Below are 22,890 nucleotides of genomic sequence, written 5' to 3'. Positions count from 1 at the left end.
ATCGAAACGTTTCTAATAAGCTATTTATATGCTTTTTTAGAATTTTTAAGGAGTGATTAGATGGTTGATGTAAAAAATAAGCAAATTCTAATTGATGGAAAGCCGGTCATTATATCTTGTGGGGAAATACATTATTATCGATTGGAAAAAGAAGATTGGCAGGACCGAATTGATAAGTTAAAGCAATCTGGTTGTAATGCGGTAGCATCATATGTACCTTGGATTTGTCATGAACCCATTGAGGGAGAATTCGATGTTGATGGGAGAACTCGCCCTGAGTTGAATATAGGAGCATTCATTGATTTATGTCAGGAAAATGATTTGTATTTTTTTGTTCGTCCAGGTCCATTCATCATGGCGGAAATGAAAAATGAAGGAATTCCTTTTTGGGTGTACGAAAAATATCCTGAAGTTATACCTATTGGATGGGACAATAATCCGGCAGAAACGAAAACGTTAGATTATCTAGCTCCAAACTTCCTTCATGCAACAAAGAAATGGTATGAAGTGATTATGGAAGTAATTAAGCCGCGATTACAAACAAATGGGGGAAATATTATTGGTGTCCAACTTGATAATGAAATTGGTATGTTGTCATGGGTATCAAATACGCCAGATTTAACTGAGAGTTTAATAGAAGATTTAGTGAAATGGTTAAAAGAAAAATACGATGAAAAAACATTAACTAGTCGTTATCCGTTTGATCTTGAAGATCTTCAAAATCGATCTCAGTTTATTCGTTCTCCAAAAGAAGAATACACTAGTGAACTGCACTTTGATTTAGGCTATTATATGAGACATCGTTTTGCAAGATATGTCCATGAGTTACGTAGTTATTGTGAAGAATTCGGAGTTAAGGATATTCCATTTGTAGTAAATATACATGGTACTGGTGGCGGTCGTGGATTTACTTATCCAATCGGTATTAGTCAATTATATGAAACTTATACACAAGCACCAGGATATATCTCTGGATCAGATATCTATTTTGGTAATTTAAATATGGATAGTTTTCAAGATTTATATATAATTAATGGGTTTATGGATGCTGTCCATAATGAAGACCAACCACTTACATCAGTTGAATTTGCATGTGGTGACGCAAACTATGGTGAAACATTTGCAGGACGATTAGATGTTTCAGCTGTGGACTTTAAACATAGAATGTGCATCGCTCAGGGGAATAGACTTATCAATTATTACTTAATGACAGGTGGTAGAAATTATCGATTAGATCAAAAAGTTAATGATGGAAACGATCGAGTAGCATTTACAGGTGAAAGACATGGATTTGCTGCACCAATTAGCCCTGAAGGTGTATTAAATTATACGTACCCACGAATGACTAGAGGAATCAAGACTGTAATGGCAGTCGCAGATAAAGTATCAACAATGGATGAGGAACTAGATAATGTAGCTTTTGCTTTCATTCCAGATTATTACATGACAGAATCTCGCTATCCAAAAAGTGAAAAGATGAAAGAAATTTATTCAAATATTGAAATGAATCGATCATATGGTGCATGGGAAATAATGGGTAGGGCAATGTTATTAGCTGGTTATCGATTTAGTTCAATTGACATTCAAAATAGATCAATAAATCCAAAAGATAATAATGTAATTGTTCTACCATCAGCTAAATATTTACACAAACATATTCAACAGAAATTAGCAGATTTTGTAAAGGAAGGTGGATCATTACTTATTTATGGCCAACTTCCTTTATTCGATATTGAAGGAAATGAATGTACGATTTTAATCGATGCTTTAGGAGTAAAGCATACTGGCGATATTTATGAAGACCGATATCATTATCTATCAATCTATCCGAATAATTGGGCAAAGCCTCGACCTGAAGTCCGTTCAAATAGAGCTCAAACTTTTGAACTTACTAAAGGACAACCAGTGTTTCATGTATACGGATCAGATGCAGTCTGTGGTTTTGACATCAATGTCGGAAAAGGTAGAGTAATAGCATTTACAATGTCATATCGATGTGACATCGACCTCTTTAAAACTGCCCTTGAAAAACTAGGGTCGTCACCAAAATTAACGCACGACTTTGTATATCATGGAATTTTTATGACATCGACGATTAATAAAGTAAATGAAAGATTTATTCATATTTTAAACTTGGATGATTTTGATAAACAATTCCATATAAACGATAATGGAACACAACTATTTGAAGGTCGAATTTTTACTCTAAATAGTAAAGACGGTGTGATGCTTCCGGTTAATGTAAATATAAATGGAGTATTTATTGAATATTCAACTGCAGAAATTCAAAGTATTGAAGAACATTCAATTTTATTCCGATTAACGCAATCGGAAGATGTAATTAAACTTCAAACACAAAAAGAAATTCTACCAAGTTTTGAATATGAATTAGAAAAACTAGGGGACTCAATTCTAATTAAATCTAAAAAACATGGTAAGTTAGATGATCAATTAAAAATCTATTTTAAGTAAGATCAAATGAAACAGGACTTCTTTAGAATCTCCTGTTTCTTCTTTTATATAGGACTAAAATTCATGTAACAATCTAACCTATTAAAATGGAGCTGATTTATAAAATGATACAAATTAAAAATGAAAAAGTCATTATAAATGGAAAAGAAATCATATTATTTGGAGGAGAATTACATTATTTTCGACTACAACAATATGAATGGAAAAATCGAATTAAACAAATAAAAGCCGCCGGAGCAAACATGGTTAGTACTTATATTCCATGGCAGTTTCATGAAAAAACAGAAGGAGAAATTGATTTAACTGGAAAATCAAGGCCTGAAAAAGATTTAAGAGCATTTATTCAAATGATTCAAGATGAAAATATGTACTGTTTAGTTCGCCCAGGTCCATATGTAATGGCGGAAATAGTTGATCATGGTGTTCCATCATGGCTGATTGACAATTATGAAGAAGCATTAGCTAAAAATGAAAAAGGAGAAAGCCATCCAGTACGTTTAGTCAGCTACATGCATCCTATTTATTTAGAGAAAACGGAAAAATGGTATAAGCATGTGTGTGACATTATAGCCCCACTCCAAGTAACGAATGGTGGTCCTGTTATCATGTTCCAACTTGATAATGAAGTAGGTATGTTCCACTGGGTTACAAATCAAGGTGACTATAACGATGTAACACTTAAATACTTTCAAGCGCATTTAGAACAAAAATATACTTTAAAAGAGTTTCACACAGTATTTACGGATGAAGTGTCAAGTATAGAAGAATTTGTCCAAAAAAATGTTAAAAAAGTTGAGGAAGGTTTTTCATTCGCTTTACAAAATGAATATAGCTTATTTATGCGCGAACATTATCGTACATACATTGAAAAATTAAAGGAATTTGCTGAGAAAAATCATATTTCTGTTCCATTTGTTGTTAATATTCATGGATTTGATACAGTTGGCGGCATTTTAAAGCGCGGAATGAAATATCCAATTGGCATATCACAATTAATTGAAACGACAAAAATAGAAAATGTAATGATTGCCGGAGATTACTACATTGGTAACTTAGAATACGATAATTATTCAGATGTTATAATAGCAAATGCATTTACTAGATCAGTTCAATCTAAAGATCAGCCATTATTTTCAGCGGAGTTCCAAGGTGGATGTATTACTGATAAACCTAGGCTACAACCATCAGCCTTTGATTTAATTACAAGACTAAGTTTTGCCAATGGTATGAATGCTGTTAATTATTATATGTTTGTAAGTGGTGAAAATTATGAAGATATCGGTTTGTTTGGAAAAAGGCATGAATGGCAGGCACCACTTTCAGCAAATGGTAAAGAAAGAGCACATTACAAGCCTATTCAACATTTAGGGAAAATGTTCCAAGTATACAATGATGAACTTTTGAAGACAAAACCTGAATATAATACCCATTTAGCATTTTATCCGGATTATTTTATGACAGAATTCCATAATGAGTATACACAAGGAATGATGAGAGAAATAGAGCAATGGAGAGAAGCCTTTTTATTTAATGGAATTGCTAAAGGTTTTACGATAAACAACATTGCATATGATGGGTACAATCTACTTGAATCTAGTGAAATTGATGTAAAAAGGATCCCATCATTGTGGGTATTTTCTACAAAATGGATGGATGAAACTATCCAGGAAAAACTAGTAAACTATGTTAAAAATGGTGGGAATCTGATTATTTTCCCAACATTACCGACTGAAACGATGAAACGGATACCATGTACGATTTTGAAGGATTTTATAGAAGTAGAACAAAAAGAAATCAAACATGGTTTTGCTATTGTTGAAGATATGGAAAACATTGCAGCAATGATGCAAACATATGGTCAAATAGAGGGAGCGTTTGCTTGGACAGAGGATGATGAAAAAGATGTAGTTGCCTTCGAAAAAAATTGTGGTGATGGTAAAGTTGTAATAATTGGTTTAGGAATGGAAGTACAGTTTGATTACCAATTAGAAGCTCTCAAAAAGATAACGGATAAGTTAGGAATTTATAGTAGCTTTTCATTCGATGATCATATAGAAGCCTTAGACGCTTTTTCTCGTATTTCGGAAAAAAATGGCAAATTCTTGTTCTTACACAACTTTGATGAATATGAAAAAGAGACAACTATTACATTTGCTGGTAAGCAGTTATTCAGAGGTAAAAAGATTACGATCCCGTCTAGAAGTGGGTTAATGCTACCAATTCAAGTCAATCTTACAGAAGATATTTTTATAGAGTACGGATCTGGAGAAATCTTTGAAATCGAGAGAAAAGATGATGAGCTTAAAGTAAATGTGAAAATTATGCAAGATGAGGAATTTTTATTTATTTCGTCTAAATGGATTCCACAAGAAAGTAATTGGATCCAAGTAGAACAAATTGAAAGTAATCAATACATTGTAAAGATCTGCACCACGGAAAAAGTTGCAGAATTAAAATTCGTTAAAAGTATTTAATATAAAGAAACCACTTGAGAAAGACAGTTCAAGTGGTTTCTTTTTTTAAACATATAGGTTTTAATAAATTGTTAAAAAAATTCGACAATATAATAATTTATTTTCAAAAAATATAAAAATTCGATTGAAAGCGATTACTGTATTATGTATAATAATTTCATAGAAACGTTTCGATAACCCTGATTAATGACTAGATATAGGAGGAAATAGAATATGAAAAAAATTCTGAAAGTTGTTGCCGCTACGTCAGTCGCATTAACGATGGCCGCATGTAACAAAGAAACTTCTTCAACTTCAGCTGATAAAAAAGTAGTATTAAATTATGCTAACTGGAATCTTGGTACAGAATCTGAAAAAAATCTAGAGCGTTTAATGATCGAAGCTTATGAAAAATCACACAAAAACATCGATATAAAAATTGATGAAAATATTACAAACGATGATTGGAAGGGTTCACTATCAACAGCAGCTAGCGCTGGTAAACTTCCGGATGTGTTTATGTTAACGGATATTCCATCAGGTGTAACAAATGATTGGTTACTTGATCTATCTGGTTTAGTAAACGAAGATAAAGACTTTACTAGTTTACCTGAATCTATTAAAGAGTCAACGAAAAATAGTGACAAAACATTTGCAATCCCATTTGCACAACATTTTATGGGGTATTACGTAAACAAAGATATTTTTAATAATGCAAACATAGATACACCTGAATATGGGCTTACTTTACCTGATTTTATTAATGGAGTAAAAGAAACAACGGACTTAGGTAAAGGAATTGTGGGGATCAACTCAACGACAGACTTTATTGATTGGTATTCAGGTGCAAAAAATCAAAACGTAAATTGGTTTACATATGGAAGTGGCAAATATCACTTAGACTCACCTGAAATGTTCGAAGGTGTTAAATTGGCAAAAGATTTAGGTACAAATGGTTATGCATATGAAGGACTAAATAAAGAACAAAAAGATAAATTAAGTGGCGATGACATGGGAGCTGCTTTTAAAGCAGGGCAGCTTGCTTATTTCTGGAATGGCACATGGATGAATAGTGATTTTGCGAAAAATGTAGATTTTGATTGGGATTTTGTTGGAATTCCAGAAGGAAGAAGTGCGATTGCTGTCGACTACTTAGGTGTAGCTAAGAGTACAAAACATAAAAAAGAAGCTTATGACTTTGCCAAGTTTATGTCGTTTGGAAAAGAAGGTTTCTTAAAAAGAATGGACCTTAGTATTAATAGTGGTACAGAGATTAATACATTACCAATTACTACTGACTCAGAAGTTTTAGCAAAATATTGGGAGATTATTAGTGTACCGGGAGTTCAAAAAGCATATGAAAATTTAGACAAAGCAATGATTGACCCAATTAAAATCGTACCAGGCTATGCTGCATCACGTTGGGAAGCAGCAACTGGCATAAAAATTGGAGACAATGAAAATGCAAAAATTGTTGATCTGTTAAAAGATAGTGTTTACGGTTCAGTTAATTATCAAGACTATGCAAAACAATTAAATGATTTAGCACAACAACAATACGATAATGCAGTTAATGCAATGAAAAAATAATTGCACAACAGCCTGGAAGGATCGATGACATTGGTATCTAAACTAAGTAAATGGTTATCAGTTGTATTATTAGTTAGTAGTATCAATATTTTAACTGTTTCAGCTGTTAGTGCAGAAGGAACAAAAAAGACCAATTCTGCTACTGATCTAAAATCAAGTGAACAGACTTTAGTAGAAAAACAATTTCATCAAGTCCTGAAAGAATGGGAGAAAAAAGTTAAAAACAGCACTTCATTTGAAAGTGCTGTTTCTCCTAATTTATTTAAAAATGTAAATGAAAGAGATTACATTTCTGCAAATAACAGTAAGGACTATAATGAAAGCGTAATAAATTTTACAAATAATAAATCAGTCAATATCGAACTAAATATCCCTGAAGATGCTCTTTATGAAGTTGGGTTTGATTATTATGGTTTGAGTAAAGAAATTGCGAATCCAGAACTTTCTATTAAAATAAATGGACAATATCAATTTTACGAGAGTCGAAGAATAGTAGCCCCAATTAATTGGAAAGATAAAGCTAAAAAATTTGAAAAAAATAACTATGGTAATGAACTGATTCCAGAGCAAGTACAAATTAAGGAATGGAATCATGTAATGGCTCAAGATCCTAGTAATTTACAACCAGAACCATTACGTTTTCATTTGAAAAAGGGAAAAAATATTATTACATTAACAAATACTAGTGGCAGTATGCTTCTCGGGAGATTTTACGTCCAATCTCCAAAAAAGTTATTTTCATACGAGGATTATAAAGAAAAATATTTTAATGAAAAAGTGCAATCTGATTTGATAACAATAGAAGCAGAGCATCCCTATCTTAAAAACACTTCAAGAATTCGTCCTATTACAATCAAAAGTCCGGATGTAATCCCATATAAAAGTAATGAATTATTACTGAATTCCCTATATGGAGGAGAATCTGCTGGAGAAAGTGTTACATGGAAAGTAAATGTGAAAAAAGCTGGAAAATATGAGCTTGCTTTCAAAATGTTACAAAATGAAAAATCCGGTTCCCCGGTGTTTAGAAGGGTATTAATAGATGGAAAGATTCCATTTAAAGAAGTAGAACATTACAAATTTGATTTTTCAGAAAAGTGGCAAAACAAAACCCTAACCGATGAAAAAAGTAAACCATATTACTTCTATTTAGATAAAGGTGAACATGAAGTCACATTAGTAGCTGACGCATCTCCTGTTGAACCAGTAATTCATAATTTAAAAGACATTATGGATGAAATAAATGATTTAAGTTTATCAATTAAAAAATTAACGGGTAATTCAACTGATACTAATCGCGATTGGAAAATTACTGAATACTTACCAGATATAAAAAATCAATTAACTTCATGGATTGAAAGGCTAAAAGAAAATAAAACAGATTTGCAAGAAATATACGGTAATACAAATGATACAAAATCATTAGAAGAAGTTGATTTATCTTTAATTATTACAAAATTAAATAAGCTAAAGAATGATCCTGATAAAATTCCAAAGCGCTTAACGGACCTTTCAGACGGATCTAATTCAGCTTCACAAATTTTGGGAAATATTCAAAGTTCGCTTCAAACTCAACCATTACTTTTTGATCGAGTTTATGTTTACGGTAATACAAAACTACCAAAAGCTACTTCAGGTTTTTTCAATAAATTTACAAGCAAAGTAAAGGAATTCTATTATTCATTTACAAAAAAAACATACGACACTTCTTCAGTAGATAAAGACACTGTAGAGGTTTGGGTAAACCGTAATCAACAATATGTTGAATTAATGCAAAACATGGCGGATAGTACATTTACTGCAGAGACAGGAATCAAAGTAAAGTTTTCCGTTATGCCAAATGAACAAAAATTAATACTTGCAAATGCCGGAAATCAACAGCCCGATGTTGCTTTAGGTATTAGTGTTGGTACTCCATATGAGTTAGCGATGCGCGGTGCAGCGGCTGATTTAAGTAAATTCAAAGATTTTAAAGAGTATATACATAAGTTTTCTCCAGGTGCATTTATGCCTATGATGGTTGATAACAAAGTATATGCTTTACCAGAAACACAAGATTTTTACGTACTATATTATCGTAAAGACATATTAAATAAACTAAATATACCAATTCCAAATACGTGGACCGATGTAAAAGAAATGCTACCAGAATTACAAAGGTATGGACTTAATTTCTTTGTTCCATTATCAGGTACTTCCGCTAATAAAGCATTTATGTTTACGGCACCATTTATTTTTCAGCATGGTGGAGATCTATATGCTAAAGATGGAATGAGTACAGCAATTGATTCGGAGCAATCGATTGAAGGTATGAAATTAATGACCGATTTGTACACAATGTATAGTTTACCGCTACAAGTTCCTAATTTTTATAATTCATTCCGTTATGGTTCCATATCAATTGGCATTTCAAATTTTGAGACTTATATAAAATTAACATCTGCTGCACCAGAAATTGCAGGCTCTTGGGATATTGCATTATATCCAGGTGTTGAGCAAAAAGATGGTTCGGTTTCAAGATGGGCAACTGGTTCAGCACAATCAGCAATGATGTTTGAAAAAAGTACAAAACAAGAGCAATCTTGGAAACTATTAAAATGGTGGATGTCTACAAAGACTCAAACCGATTTTGCAACGAACCTTCAAACGATTTATGGAACAGAATACATGTGGAATTCTGCTAATCTGGAAGCTTTTAAAAATGCGCCTCTACCAGTTGGACACAAAAAAGTCATTTTAGAGCAGTGGAAATACTTAATGGAAGTTCCAAAAACACCAGGAGCCTATATGATTGAACGCGAGATTAGTAATTCTTGGAATAAAGTGGTGTTTAATGGTGCAAATTTACGAGCTTCTATAGATGATTCTACCATCATCGTTGATCGGGAAATTAGAAGGAAAATGGAGGAGTTTGGCTATATGAAAGATGGTAAAGTTGTCAAACCATATATTCTTCCAAGATTAGAAACTGTCAAAAAATGGGTAGGTACGAATAATGAATAAGAAAAAATTTGATTATAACCCTTGGATCTTCCTTGGTCCGTATATTCTTCTATTTTTAATTTTTATTATTGTGCCTGTTTTAATTGCAGTAGGTTTATCTTTTACTTACTTTAACTCGATTGAATTTCCAAAGTTTATCGGTTTAAAGAATTATGTAAGCTTATTAACGCAAGATTCGGTTTTTATGCAAAATGTTGTACCGAATACGCTTAAATTTTCATTAATTGTTGGGCCAGGTGGATATATTCTATCGTTTTTAATGGCATGGTTGCTAGCACAAATTCCACATAAGCCTAGAACAGTTTTGGCGCTAATTCTCTATTCACCCTCCATGACTGCCGGTGTTGCGATGACAGTTTTGTGGACAGTCATTTTTAGTGGAGATGCGTCAGGTTATTTAAATGGATTACTTTTAAACTTAAATTTAATAACTGAACCAATTCAATGGTTACAATCTCCAAAGTATTTAATGACAATCATGATTATTGTAACGCTATGGACAAGTATGGGTGTAGGATTCTTAGCGATGTTATCAGGGATCTTGAATATTAATGCTGAAATTTATGAGGCTGGTTATATTGATGGGATCAAAAATCGATTTCAAGAAATAATTTACATTACGATTCCATCTATGAAACCTCAAATGCTATTTGGTGCAGTAATGGCAGTGGTAAATACATTTCAAGCTGGTGCAATTGGTGTAGCACTTTCTGGCACAAATCCTACGCCTCAAAATGCAGGACAATTGATGGTCAATCACATTGATGATTATGGATTTATTCGTTATGAAATGGGTTATGCTGCAGCAATTTCAGTCGTTTTATTATTAGTAGTTTACATGTTTTCAAAAGTAGCTAGAAAATTATTTGAGGAGAGAGATTAACTAAACTTCATAGATAAGGAGGGATAAGATGGCTTCATTTCAAGGGACACAAATAAATCCTAAAAAATTTCATAAAAGTCAATTAAAGTTCTATCTCATTTTAATTCCGATGGCAATTTTAATGGGTTCTCCAATTATTTATATATTTAATCATGCGTTTAAACCAATTGATGAGTTATTTGCTTTCCCGCCACGTTTTTTCGTACAAAAGCCTACAATGCAAAACTTCCTTAATTTATTAGATAGTGGGAATGTAGGTGGAACACCAATAACTAGATACTTATTTAATAGTATCGTATTAACGATTGTAGTTGTATTATTAATTATTCTTATTAGTACAATGGCTGGGTATGCATTGTCAAAGAAACAATTCAAGTTGAAGAATACAATTTTTGAGGTTAATACTTTAGCTCTAATGTTCGTTCCAGCAGCGGTGGCAATACCTCGATACATTATTATTGAAAAGTTACATCTAATTAATACTTTTACAGTTCATATTCTACCATTATTAGCTCTTCCTGTAGGATTGTTTCTTGTTAAGCAATTTATTGATCAAATTCCAAATGAATTACTTGAAGCAGCAAGAATAGACGGAGCATCAGATTTTCAAATATTTTTTCGAATTATTATTCCAAACATTAAACCCGCAATAGCTACTGTTGCAATATTAGCATTCCAAGTAGTGTGGAATAACATTGAGACGTCAGATTTATATGTAAACAATGAAGGTATTAAAACATTTGCATTTTATATGAGTACGTTATCAACAGCTAACGGGAATACTGTTGCCGGAACAGGTTTAAATGCAGCAGCGTCTTTAATCATGTTTATACCCAATTTAATTATCTTTATATTTATGCAGAAGCAAGTAATGGATACGATGGCTCATTCAGGTATTAAGTAAATGCTAGGGGCGAGATAGTAAATGAATAAATACAAAAATCATTTTAAATTACTATTAATTATGATAACGATGATCATGATGTTTCCAGCAAATACTTATGCAGCTGATGCTTATAAAACATATACAATCTCGATTGATGGTGAAGAAATTAAGACACAAACTGCGTATGAGGCTGTTGGAATCCTTTCGAATGATCAAATGATTAAACCCGAGAATATATTTATTGATCAAAATGACAATATATATGTTGCAGATTCAGGAAGTAAAGAGATTATTATTTTTGACCAATTTGGAAAATTAATTAGAACGATTGGAAAAGGGATCTTAGAAAAGCCTGTTGGTATTTCAGTTGGAGTTGGCAATAAACTTTATGTTGCCGATGTAGTGAAAGAAAAGGTTTATTCTTTCTCTTCAGACGGTAAATTGCTTGCAGAGTATGGAAAGCCTGATTCACCACTATTCGGAAAAGGCCAACCTTTTAAACCACTTAAACTGTCCGTGGATGTTAGAGGTAATATGTATATTATTGGCGAAGGAGCAGCCAATGGTATTATTCAGCTCAATAAAGACGGAGAATTTCTAGGATATTTTGGTGCAAATAGAGCTTTGACTTCTTTTTATCAAACTTTTAAAAATTACGTTATGTCTAAAACTGGTGTAAGAAAAGGCTTTATGAACGTACCAATTGCTTCTACAGGTATTGACATTGATTCAAGAGGAATTGTTTATACCGTTACAAATGGTTTAGATAGTGGGGCAATAAAAAAGCTAAATGTAGCAGGTACGAATATGCTTTCAGATGGAGTTTATGCATCAAATACTGCAATTGATATTGTTGTAGGAAATCAAGGGAATTTTTACGTTTTAAGTTCGGATGGTTATGTTTACGAATATGACAGCACAGGAAACTTGTTATTTAAATTCGGAAGCAAGGAATCCAACGCACAACGTCAAGGGATTTTCAAGCAACCATCAGGTATTGGCGTAGATACGGAAGGGGATCTATATGTTGCAGATGCCGAACAAGGGATTATTCAAATCTTTGAACCTACCGAATTTACAAATAAATTACACCAAGGTTTATCATATTTTGAAGAAGGTTTATATGTAAAAAGTCAAAATTATTGGCAAGATGTACTTCAATTAAATTCTTCATTTTCATTAGCTCATATAGCTATGGGACAAGCTTATTATAAACAGCAAGAATATAATGAAGCATTAAATGAGTTTAAATTAGCAAAAAATAAAGAAGGTTATTCACAGTCATTCTGGGAGATTCGCCATAATCTTATGGAGAAATATACCGCAAAAGTTTTAACTTTCTTCATTTTAGGTATATTCGTATATTACATAGTTCGATATTTAAATCGGAAAAAAGACTATTTTAAAGGAATAAAGGTCACATTTAAAAGATTTAAGAATATCAAACTAGTAAGTGAATTATTACTCTTATTTAAACTATTTAGACATCCTATCGACACATTTTATGAAATTAAAAAATTGAAAAAAGCTTCTGTATTGTCAGCCACAATTTTTTATTTACTATTTTTTATTGAGTATTTAATTTCGCTAAACTTTACTGGTTTCATTTTTAATTCCGAACTATTAGAGCGCTTTAGTTTATTTTTAATCATCTCGATCTTTTTCGGGGCGTTGACGCTATTTGTCATTATGAACTATTTAATTAGTACGATCAATGATGGTGAAGGTAGTTTCAAAAATGTATATATTGGGACAATCTATTCACTGGCTCCTTATTTAGTGTTAAGTATTCCAGTTACACTTTTATCGAGAATTATTACAATAAATGAATCTTTTCTATTTACGTTTACAACACAAATTATGATTGGATGGTCACTTCTAATCTTGTTTATTATGATCAAAGAAATCCATAATTTTACAATAAGAGAAACAATAAAGAATATCCTACTTACTTTATTTAGTTGTGTCATTACAATTGTCGTGCTATTTGTACTTTATATTTTGTTAAATCAAGTGATCGACTTCGTTTATTCTGTAATCCAGGAGGTAATGGTTCGTGTATAAGAAAATTATACTGTGTAGTTCATTGTTACTGTTATTAATACAACCAAATGTATATGCCAAAAAAAGTAATGACCTTATTACATCTGTCAACGAAAATACGCAGAAGTATGCCTCCAATCAGTTTACACATATGGAAATACATAATAATAAAGTTAAAAGTCTAAATGCTTCATTAATAGATTTTGAAAAGATAGCGGAAAATGAAAAACTAGAATTATACGTTAATAGTCAATCTCTAGCTATTAAAGTAAAGAATAAATCGAATGGTTATATATGGAGTTCTTCACTAGATCACATGGAAAAATATAAGTTAAATAGTACTTGGAAACAATTTGTAGAATCTGCAATTACGATTGAATACTTAAATTTGCAAGGGAAATTAAGGAAAGAAAGTATTACAACGAATTCCGCAAATATAAATCTTAAAAAGAAAGCAAACGGTTTTGATGCAAACATCACATTTAGAGAAGCAAAAATAAAAATGAAACTTTCTGTACAGTTAACTGAGAATGATATCGAAGTTAGTATACCGGAAACAAGTATTATCGAAATGGGTAAAGTGAAAATTGTATCAGCAAATGTTTATCCGTTTTTGGGAGCGTCAAAAGAGAACGATATTCCTGGCTATCTGTTTGTACCTGATGGCTCTGGAGCCCTAATACGATATGAAAAGAATGGTGTGAAAATGGAGTCACCTTATAGTGCAACTGTATATGGTGATGATAAGGGCATCACATCTACCATTCCATCAGAGGATACAAATGAAAGTTATAAAGCAAGCATACCGGTATTTGGAATGGTTCATGGAGATAATCAAAATGCTCTACTCGGAATCATCGAGAATGGAGATAACTATGCGAGGATAGATGCATATAAAGCAGGGTTATCCACAGAGTTTAATTGGGTTACTTCCCATTTCACTTACCGTTATGCTTATAAGCAACCGACTAGTAAAAATCAAAAAAGTGGTAAAGCGATGGATTTATACCAAAAGAAACGTAACAAATTCAATATTAAATTACATTATAGAATACTAACTAACGAAAATGCTAATTACGTAGGAATGGCTAAAAACTATCAATCTTACTTAGTAAAAAAAGGGATTTTGAAGGGAAAGTCATTTAATCATCCGATGCTACGCTTAGAATTTTTAGGCGGTGAGAAAAAAGAAGGATTATTTTGGGATTCAGTTGTACCAATGACACCAATTAGTGATCTTCCAAAATATGTAAATGAATTAGAGGCTATGGGCGTAGATGATTTCTTTATCGTCTATAAAGGCTGGAATAAAAACGGACTTACTGGTTCATTTCCGAAAAAATTTCCATTTGAACGAAAACTAGGTAGTAAAAGCAATGTGAAAGATACTGTTAAAGAGCTTAAGCAAAAGGATGTACCTTTATATTTTTATACAGATTACGTCAAAGCATATGAAGGCTCTTCAAGTCTTTTTGGTGGAAAGAATGTAGCTAAACAAGTAAATACAAAAGCGATCTTGAATGAAGAGAATGGGTACAACTACTATTATTTACATCCTGAAAAAGCAATTGACTATGCAAAAAAAGATAAAAAGAAATACAAGAAATACAATATGGAAAACGTAGCAGTAGATTCAGTAGGAAGCGAGCTATATTCAGCATTTAATGATCGACACTCATCAACAAGAGAAAGTAGTAAAAAATCGTTAAAAGAAGTACTTAGCGTATTAATTAGTGGTGATGTAGACAAGACAGCACTTTATCAACCGAATGCCTATGCTTGGGGCATGACCGATAAATATTTGGATATTCCGATGGGATCCTCAAACTATTTGTATGTGTCAGATACTGTTCCATTTTTGCAAATCGTATTAAAAGGATATGTTGACTACTATGCTCCGTTTTCTAATTTTTGGTCAAATCAAGAGGAAGAGCTTTTGAAATTAATCGATTATGGTGCATATCCATCTTTTTACTTAACTGGAAAAGAATCGTATTTACTTTCTGAAACACCATCAAGAGATTTATACACGTCTGAATTTAAAACTTGGAAAAGTGAAGTCATTAAACAATATGAAGTTATTCAAAAAAGTTTGAAGTTAGTAAAAGACGATTCAATTGTGGATAGAGTTGTTCTTAGTGAAGGTGTTGTAAAAGTAACTTATTCCAATCATACAAGTTTTATCATTAATTATACAAATACGCCTTTTAAAAAAGGTAGCCTTACAGTTGCAGCGAAGGAGTTTGCTGTAATGAAGGGGGAAAATAGCAATGAATAACATTTTCACAAAAATAAACAATAAAAAGACGGTTGGCTACATCTTTATTTTGCCTTGGGTGATTGGATTTGCTGTTTTTACGGCTTATCCAATCTTGTACTCACTTTATTTAAGTTTTTTTAACGTCATCATAACTACTGATGGTATTCAAACAAAATTTGCCAAATGGTCAAATTACCAGGATGCATTTACAACGGATGTCGAGTTCTTAAAGGAAATAGGTGACTTTGCAGCACATGTTGTCGTCTCAGTTCCAATTATAGTTATTATTGCATTAATAATCGCGATTCTACTAAATCAGCCGATTAAATTTCGTGGATTCTTTCGAACAATCTTTTTCTTGCCAGTTATTATTAGTAGTGGTCCTGTTTTAACTAAGTTGACAGAACAAGGAGTAACTGCAATTCCTGAAATAAACCAATATGCTTTTTATAAATTAGCTGCTGAAAATCCTAATTTTTTTAGTAATTTATTTTTATATATTATGGATAATATGGTGTTGTTATTGTGGTTTACTGGTGTTCAAATTTTAATTTTTATTGCGGCTCTACAAAAAGTTGATACCCAAGTATACGAAGCTGCAAAAATTGATGGTGCATCTACATGGGAAATCTTTTGGAAAATTACTTTACCAACTTTATTCCCTATGATTCTAGTAAATATTATTTATACGACCGTTATGTACTCAATTTCCACAATGAATCCGATCATAGACCATATTAAAAAAAATATGTTTAAAATTGAAACTGGATTTGGTTATGCTTCAGCACTTTCATGGGTTTATTTTGTAATCATTACTATCATATTATTAATCTTGGTATGGATTGTGGTTTTACTAGAAAGAAAAAAATAATATAGGGGGGAGTACTTTGAAGCAACGAATTAAAAAAGACATTTCAACGAAAGTAAGAAGAATCTTACTAGGCATGAAGGGTAATGATGGATTACTTGTAAAAATTCTAATGTACGCTTTGTTGATTGGAATAGGTTTTGTATTTTTATACCCTATATTATATATGCTTTCGTATAGCTTTAAAGATATTAATGATTTACTGAATTCGCTAGTGAACTGGATCCCAACAAAGTTGTATACAGATAATTATAAGCGAGCTTTAGATGTGCTAGATTATTGGCCAACTTTACTAAAGACAATCTATGTAACTGTGTTACCATCAATTTTACAAGCATTTGTTGCATCAATAATTGGTTATGGATTTGCTAGATTTCAATTTAAAGGTAAAAACATTTTATTTATATTAGTTCTTGCAACCTTTGTTATTCCGCCACAGGTTACAGTCATACCTAGATATATTTTGTTTAATAAAATTCATATTTTAGATAGTATTACTGCCTATGTATTACCAGCAATATTTGGCCAAGGTTTAAATAGCGCGATTTTTATTTTGATCTTTTATCAAATTTTTAGATCAATTCCTACATCTTTAGAAGAAGCTGCTCAACTTGATGGAGCAGGACATTTCAAGATATTCTTTAAAATTGCAGTGCCAATGGCGTCTGCTGGTTATATTATTTCTTTTTTATTTTCACTTGTATGGTATTGGAACGAAACCTACTTAGCATCAATCTATTTTGGAGAAAATTTGTCAACTTTACCACTTCAGCTACAAAAGTTCGTAGCAACTTATAGCAAATTATTCCCAACTCAAGGTGGCGCAAGTGGTACAAGTATTAATGAAGGAATTGAATTAGCTGGAACGTTACTAACAATTATTCCGTTACTAGTTATTTACTTCATTACGCAAAGATGGTTTGTTGAAAGTGTTGATCGTTCAGGTATTACAGGAGAATAAGGATTTAAAATTTTTATTGGATTTAATACTATTTTAATAAAAAATCAGATTCAGAGGTGTAGAGGATGGATAAAAGAATTTTAGACTTAGAAGCTAAAGGATGTTTTGATTTTTTCTGGAACGAAGCAAATACTGATAAAAACAGTCCAGGATATGGGTTAATTCGAGATAACAATGCTGAATCAAATAAAGATATGGCTAGCATCGCCTCAGTTGGTTTTGGGTTAAGCGCTATCATTATCGGGGTTGAGAAGAATTGGATTACATATGAGGAAGGTTATGAAAGAACGTTAGGTACATTAAAAACATTTTTAAATAATGTAGAGGAATCTGAAGGGTTTTTCTTTCACTTTCTTCATATGGAAACAGCTAAAAAGTTTGAAGCATTTTATGATTGTGCATCGATTATTGATACATCTCTTTTTCTGAATGGTGCTGTAACATCTGCAGAATACTTTGGTGGAGAAATCAAAGAAATTTTTGAAAAAATCTTTAAACGTGTTAATTGGCAAAAGTATTACGATCAAGAACATAATATGTATTTTATGGGCTATCATCCTGAAACAGGTGGATTTGGTCATTGGGATATGTATGCGGAGCAGTTAATGCAGTACATTTTTGGAGTTGCTTCTCCAACTCACCCTGTTCCAAAGGAAATATACAAAGGTTTTAGAAGAGATTTAGTCAAATATGGTGAGCATGAATTTTATCATTCACCTGGTGGAGCACTTTTTACACATCAATACTCTCATGCTTGGTTTAATTTTGAAAATGTTGTTGATGAAGATGGTATAAATTGGTTTGATAACTCTGTAAAGGCGTCTTTAGCAGCGAAGCAGTATTGTAATGATAATGCACAAGGTTTTAAAACTTTTGCAGAGAGTGAACATGCATGGGGATTAACTGCTTGTGATGGTCCTCACGGATATAAAGCATATGGTGCTGGCCCATTTCATCCAAACTGTGACCAATTTATGAATGATGGTACGATTGCACCTGCAGCGGCTGCTGGATCTATTGTTTTTACACCAAAAGAATCAATTGATGCCCTAAATTATTTCTATGAAAACGTACCAGAGTTATGGAGTAAATATGGTTTTCTAGATTCATATAATCGCGATGTTGCTACAAATTGGATATCAGATCGTGTAATTGGAATTGATAAAGGTGCGACGTTACTAATGATTGAAAATTATGAAACAGGATTAATTTGGGATTTATATATGAAAAACGAATACGTAAAGAACGGGTCTAATATTTTAGGCTGGAAACGTAATAAAGTAATAAAGTAATAAAATCATAAAATCATAAAATCATGAACTTTATTTTATTGCTGATTGGTACAGTGGTGGGCAATTGGAAGTCAAAAAGGCTTCTTTGCTCACCTTTTCTAAGTAATCTGAGTACTTTATTTGATTAGGTACAAAGAATGAAAAAAATGTAGGAAAATTTTACTTAATTTTGATAAGATGAATGTATGTATTATGGTGTAATCTACATTTAAATTAAAGGTAATAAAAGTAAATTTATCGAGAAAATTGGCATTTGGGGTATACATAGAATGGAGGATATGGGATGGCGGGAATTAAAGATATTGCAAAAGAAGCTGGAGTTTCCATTTCGACAGTGTCATATGCGTTAAATGGAAGCCCAAAGGTAACAGAAGAAACACGAAGTAGAATATTAAAGATTGCAAATAGATTAGGATATGTTCCAAATGCAGCAGCAAGAATGTTAAAGGTAAAAGAAACGAAAATTATTGGTGTATTCTTAGCTGACTATGGTGGTTATTTCTACGGACCATTGTTAAGAGGAATGAGACAAGCATTAAACGACAGCGGGTATGAATTAATTGCTTGTTCTGGCGAGCAATCTCATCGCTTATTACTAGAAAAAGTAATAGATGGAGGGATTATACTAGATCAGGCATTTTCAGATAAAGAACTTTTAGATTACGCTGAAAAAAATTATAAAATGGTCGTGTTAGATCGAGAATTACGACACAAAAATATTAAAGGTGTTCTATTAAATAATAAAAGTGGAGCACAATTAGCTATAAAGGAACTTCTTAAAAATGATGTGAAAAAAATATACACATTAACAGGTCCTGAAGGTTCATACGATTCAATTAAACGTATGGAAGGTGTTAGAGAAGAATTATCAAACTATCCAGATATTGAGTTGATTGAAATCGGTGGAAATTTCATGAAGGATTCAGGCGAACAAGCAGCGAAACAAATTTTTTCAAATTATAATGAGCCAAGTGCAATCTTTTGTTTAAACGACGAAATGGCAGTTGGAATCTATAACTATCTTCAAGATACAGATTTCCAAGTAGGCAAAGATGTATTTATCGTAGGATTTGATAATATTGAATTAGCGAAATATGTATCACCAAGATTAAGTACTATTTCTTATTCAACATTTGATTGGGGTTCAATAGCAGCTACAAATTTATTAAAGTTAATTTCTAATGAAGTGGTTGAGAATGAAATAATCGAAGTTTCATTAACTGTTGGTGGTTCTTCGTAAGGTATAAGTTAAATTAGAGTCTTAGGTTTCTCATTAAATAAAGAGAGACTTAAGCTCTTTTTTTGTCAGTAAATTAAATTTAAGGCTAAGTTAAAGTTGATTTTCATATGCGACTAAATAGCATTTATACACTTCAAAACGATTTTTGAATATGATGAGTATACATGAGAATTAATACTTGATGTTGAAAAGAGGTATATTATGAATCAATTTTCGGGGATGCCAATTCAACAAAATAATCCGGGGCCATCAGACAGTTTTGTAAATTTAATAATTCAACAGATGAATGAAAAGCCAACCGAATATGAATATCGATCTATTAATGAGTTTGAAAGTATGTTGCGAAAAAATATCATTTTAAGTGCAAGAGCTATGTATAAAAGTAGATTGCGTTTTGCAATTTTTCAAAGGTCTAGATGTAATCCAATGTACTGGCAATTAATGAGAACAGGAGGATTCCTATTGAGGCAAGGTGTAAAACCTTCCGACGCGATTAAAGATATTTACTATAACAGTTCATATTATGCTTTTGAATGTGCAACGGCTATGGTCATTATCTATTACCATGCACTTCTAAATCTTATAGGTGAAAACTTATTTAATCAGATTTTTCAACGCATTTATTTATACGGCTGGCATGCTGATCCCGACTTAGGTATCAATGCATATTCAGACATCTTTTACCCCGGTGATGTCGTATATTTTCAAAATCCAGATTTTAATCCACTAACCCCTGAGTGGAGAGGAGAAAATGCCGTTGTTCTAGGAGATGGGACGTATTTTGGACATGGTTTAGGAATATTCACAGCCGAACAAATGATTTATGCCCTTAATCAAAGGAGAAGACCAGGATCATTCAGGTCAGCCTACATGAGTAATTTAGTTACAAGACCGAATTTTAAACATTTGGCCCAATTATCGAATTGGCAACGAGACCATGTAGTTAATAAAAAGAAGAGTATAATCGTCCATCATAATGAAAGTTCGATTTCATTTGATTATCATCAGTACTTGTTAAATTTGTTCACTTATTTTTAAAAAAAGTTAAGGCAATTAAAATAATTGTGAAGAAGAAAATTAATAAAAAACTACAACAACTTATTTCAACTAACGGTATTAGATAGTGAAATTAAGATGGAGGGATTGCGAATAAGCGATCCCTTCTATTTGTTTATAGTTATTTAATTAGAGAAATGCATAAGAAACAAATAGTAAAAGAACACATTAAAAAAATAATAATAAAATTTCACGTACCGTACTAAATCTAAAATAATGAATTATTTAGTTATTAATAGTAAAACAGTTACCCAAAACCCTATTTTAGTAGAAGAACAAACTTAAATATAGGCAATTTTAAATTAAGAAAGTAGCTCCATTTTTGAAAGAGAAGAATATCATACATAGCAACTTATTATGTCATACCTAAACTTTTTAATTTGAAAGGAAATCAAAATGATTTTGTAGAAGTATTCTACTATATAAATTTTACCAAAGGACTGAGATCTCTTGAATACATTATTGTTAACAGGTTTTGAACCTTTTTTGAACTTTTCAATTAATCCTACTGAAGAAATAGTGAAAGAATTAAATGGTCAGGTCGTCGGTTCTTATCAAATAATCGGCAAAGTTTTACCTGTAGATTTTAATACAGCTGGTAATGAGTTACTAAATTTATTCCATACTTATAATCCTTCTGCAGTCATTTCATTAGGTTTAGCCGGTGGAAGATATAAAATAACGCCAGAGCGAATTGCGATTAATTGTAATGATGGTGCTGCAGATAACAAGGGAAATAAATATGTAGGTTCAAAAATTGATCCAGAAGGACAAGATGGATTATTTACAACACTTCCAATTCAGATCATTGTTGATGAATTAAACGAACGTAATTTACCTGCAGAAATTTCAAATACTGCCGGGACTTATTTGTGTAATAACGTTATGTATCAAATGCTAAATGAACTACAGAAATTAGGAAAACAAATTCCAAGTGGTTTTATCCATATACCTGCTTCTCATGAGCTAGCAGTAATTGACCGAAAGTTACCAAGTTGGTCACAGAGTGATTTGACGAATGCAATTAGGCTTGTAATAGAAGTTATTAGTAGAAATGACTAAACCAAAAATGACTATTTCTTCCAATAGGTTGACAACCAATAATCTTACTAGAAGACTCTCAAACTACTGGAGGCTAAGAAACATCCGTTATATTTTCAGAGCTTTGGAAAATTGTACATTTACAACAAGGAAATACAATTCAATTAATACCAATTGAACTAGATGAGGCGAGAATTTTAAATAAAAAGCTTCATATATTTTGAAATGTTTACAAATTAAATGTAGAAATAAGGAGGGTTAAGATGGAAGATTTACTGACTAAGTTATTTGATGCAACAGAAAAAGGAGAAATTAACAAGGTTAAGGAAATATTGCACAAACAGCAAGGTTTAATTGATAAAGAAAATGAGCATGGACTAACATTACTTGGTATTGCGGCACATTTTGGTCAGTTTGAAGTAGTGAAATCCTTAGTAAAACACGGTGCGAAAATTAACGCTATATCACATTCTAAGCTTTCATTTATACCGAAAAATACTGCTCTACATGCAGCAATTGCAGGTGCTAAATCGAAAGAAGTTATTGAATTTCTATTAACTAATGGTGCAGATCCGAATATTACTGATAGTGAAGGTCATACGGCTTTACATATTGCAGCATTTGAAGGGAATATTGCAATTGCTAAGCTTTTGATAATGAACGGAGCTAAAATTAAAAATAACAATTCTGGTAAAACTCCTCTCGAAATTGCTGAAGAACGTGGGAATTCAGAATTTATTAGTTTCATTAAAGAAGTGACAATTTAAGTTGATAGAAGTGTTGTGAATGCTGTTTTATCACAACACTTTTTGTTATGATAAAGAAAAAGTCTAGAAAAAGAG

General features: G+C 32.0%; 15 protein-coding genes. All 15 read left to right on the top strand.

What is annotated here, in order from left to right:
• The first annotated feature begins 60 nt into the window (after positions 1-60).
• The 15 genes from COC46_RS16755 to COC46_RS16685 all read left to right on the top strand — a co-directional run bounded on the left by COC46_RS16755 (position 61) and on the right by COC46_RS16685 (position 22,815).
• The gene (locus COC46_RS16755; protein ID WP_098811059.1) at positions 61-2,472 is read left to right on the top strand and encodes a beta-galactosidase; all 2,412 of its coding nucleotides are present in this window, start codon (positions 61-63) and stop codon (positions 2,470-2,472) included.
• 104 nt (positions 2,473-2,576) lie between these two features.
• Positions 2,577-4,946 carry a beta-galactosidase gene (locus COC46_RS16750; protein ID WP_098811058.1) on the top strand — a complete coding sequence of 790 codons (2,370 nt, stop codon included), beginning with the start codon at positions 2,577-2,579 and terminating at the stop codon, positions 4,944-4,946.
• Between the two features lie 213 nt (positions 4,947-5,159).
• Positions 5,160-6,515 carry an ABC transporter substrate-binding protein gene (locus COC46_RS16745; RefSeq protein WP_098811057.1) on the top strand — a complete coding sequence of 452 codons (1,356 nt, stop codon included), beginning with the start codon at positions 5,160-5,162 and terminating at the stop codon, positions 6,513-6,515.
• A 24-nt stretch (positions 6,516-6,539) separates the two neighbouring features.
• Entirely contained in the window at positions 6,540-9,518 is a 2,979-nt protein-coding gene (locus COC46_RS16740; RefSeq protein ID WP_098811056.1) for an extracellular solute-binding protein, read from the top strand.
• Positions 9,511-10,401 carry a carbohydrate ABC transporter permease gene (locus COC46_RS16735; protein WP_098811055.1) on the top strand — a complete coding sequence of 297 codons (891 nt, stop codon included), beginning with the start codon at positions 9,511-9,513 and terminating at the stop codon, positions 10,399-10,401. The genes COC46_RS16740 and COC46_RS16735 overlap by 8 nt, the downstream gene beginning before the upstream one ends.
• A 28-nt stretch (positions 10,402-10,429) precedes the next feature.
• The gene (locus tag COC46_RS16730) at positions 10,430-11,305 is read left to right on the top strand and encodes a carbohydrate ABC transporter permease (protein ID WP_098811054.1); all 876 of its coding nucleotides are present in this window, start codon (positions 10,430-10,432) and stop codon (positions 11,303-11,305) included.
• A gap of 21 nt (positions 11,306-11,326) precedes the next feature.
• A complete protein-coding gene (locus tag COC46_RS16725) occupies positions 11,327-13,351 on the top strand; it encodes a YIP1 family protein (RefSeq protein WP_098811053.1) in 2,025 nt (674 codons plus the stop codon).
• Entirely contained in the window at positions 13,344-15,608 is a 2,265-nt protein-coding gene (locus tag COC46_RS16720) for a DUF5696 domain-containing protein (protein WP_098811052.1), read from the top strand. Before COC46_RS16725 ends, COC46_RS16720 begins: the two co-directional genes overlap by 8 nt.
• Positions 15,601-16,461, top strand: coding sequence for a carbohydrate ABC transporter permease (locus tag COC46_RS16715; RefSeq protein WP_098811051.1), 861 nt, complete (start codon positions 15,601-15,603; stop codon positions 16,459-16,461). The genes COC46_RS16720 and COC46_RS16715 overlap by 8 nt, the downstream gene beginning before the upstream one ends.
• A gap of 16 nt (positions 16,462-16,477) precedes the next feature.
• On the top strand, positions 16,478-17,419 hold the full coding sequence (locus COC46_RS16710; protein WP_255294944.1) for a carbohydrate ABC transporter permease: 942 nt from the start codon (positions 16,478-16,480) through the stop codon (positions 17,417-17,419).
• Between the two features lie 65 nt (positions 17,420-17,484).
• Entirely contained in the window at positions 17,485-18,711 is a 1,227-nt protein-coding gene (locus COC46_RS16705) for a glucoamylase family protein (RefSeq protein WP_098811050.1), read from the top strand.
• Between the two features lie 283 nt (positions 18,712-18,994).
• Positions 18,995-19,951 (top strand): LacI family DNA-binding transcriptional regulator, encoded by a 957-nt coding sequence (locus COC46_RS16700; protein WP_098811049.1) that lies wholly within the window; start codon positions 18,995-18,997, stop codon positions 19,949-19,951.
• Between the two features lie 201 nt (positions 19,952-20,152).
• Positions 20,153-20,989, top strand: a complete 837-nt coding sequence (locus COC46_RS16695) for a protein-glutamine gamma-glutamyltransferase (RefSeq protein ID WP_098811048.1) — start codon at positions 20,153-20,155, stop codon at positions 20,987-20,989.
• Positions 20,990-21,457: 468 nt separating this feature from the next.
• On the top strand, positions 21,458-22,069 hold the full coding sequence (locus COC46_RS16690; RefSeq protein WP_098811047.1) for a pyroglutamyl-peptidase I: 612 nt from the start codon (positions 21,458-21,460) through the stop codon (positions 22,067-22,069).
• A 242-nt stretch (positions 22,070-22,311) separates the two neighbouring features.
• Complete coding sequence (locus COC46_RS16685; protein ID WP_098811046.1) at positions 22,312-22,815, top strand: ankyrin repeat domain-containing protein; 504 nt, start codon at positions 22,312-22,314, stop codon at positions 22,813-22,815.
• Positions 22,816-22,890: the final 75 nt, after the last annotated feature.

The sequence above is a fragment of the Bacillus sp. AFS041924 genome, assembly GCF_002577195.1.
Taxonomy (GTDB): Bacteria; Bacillota; Bacilli; order Bacillales; family Bacillaceae_G; genus Gottfriedia.
This window is presented reverse-complemented; position numbering and strand designations above follow the sequence as displayed.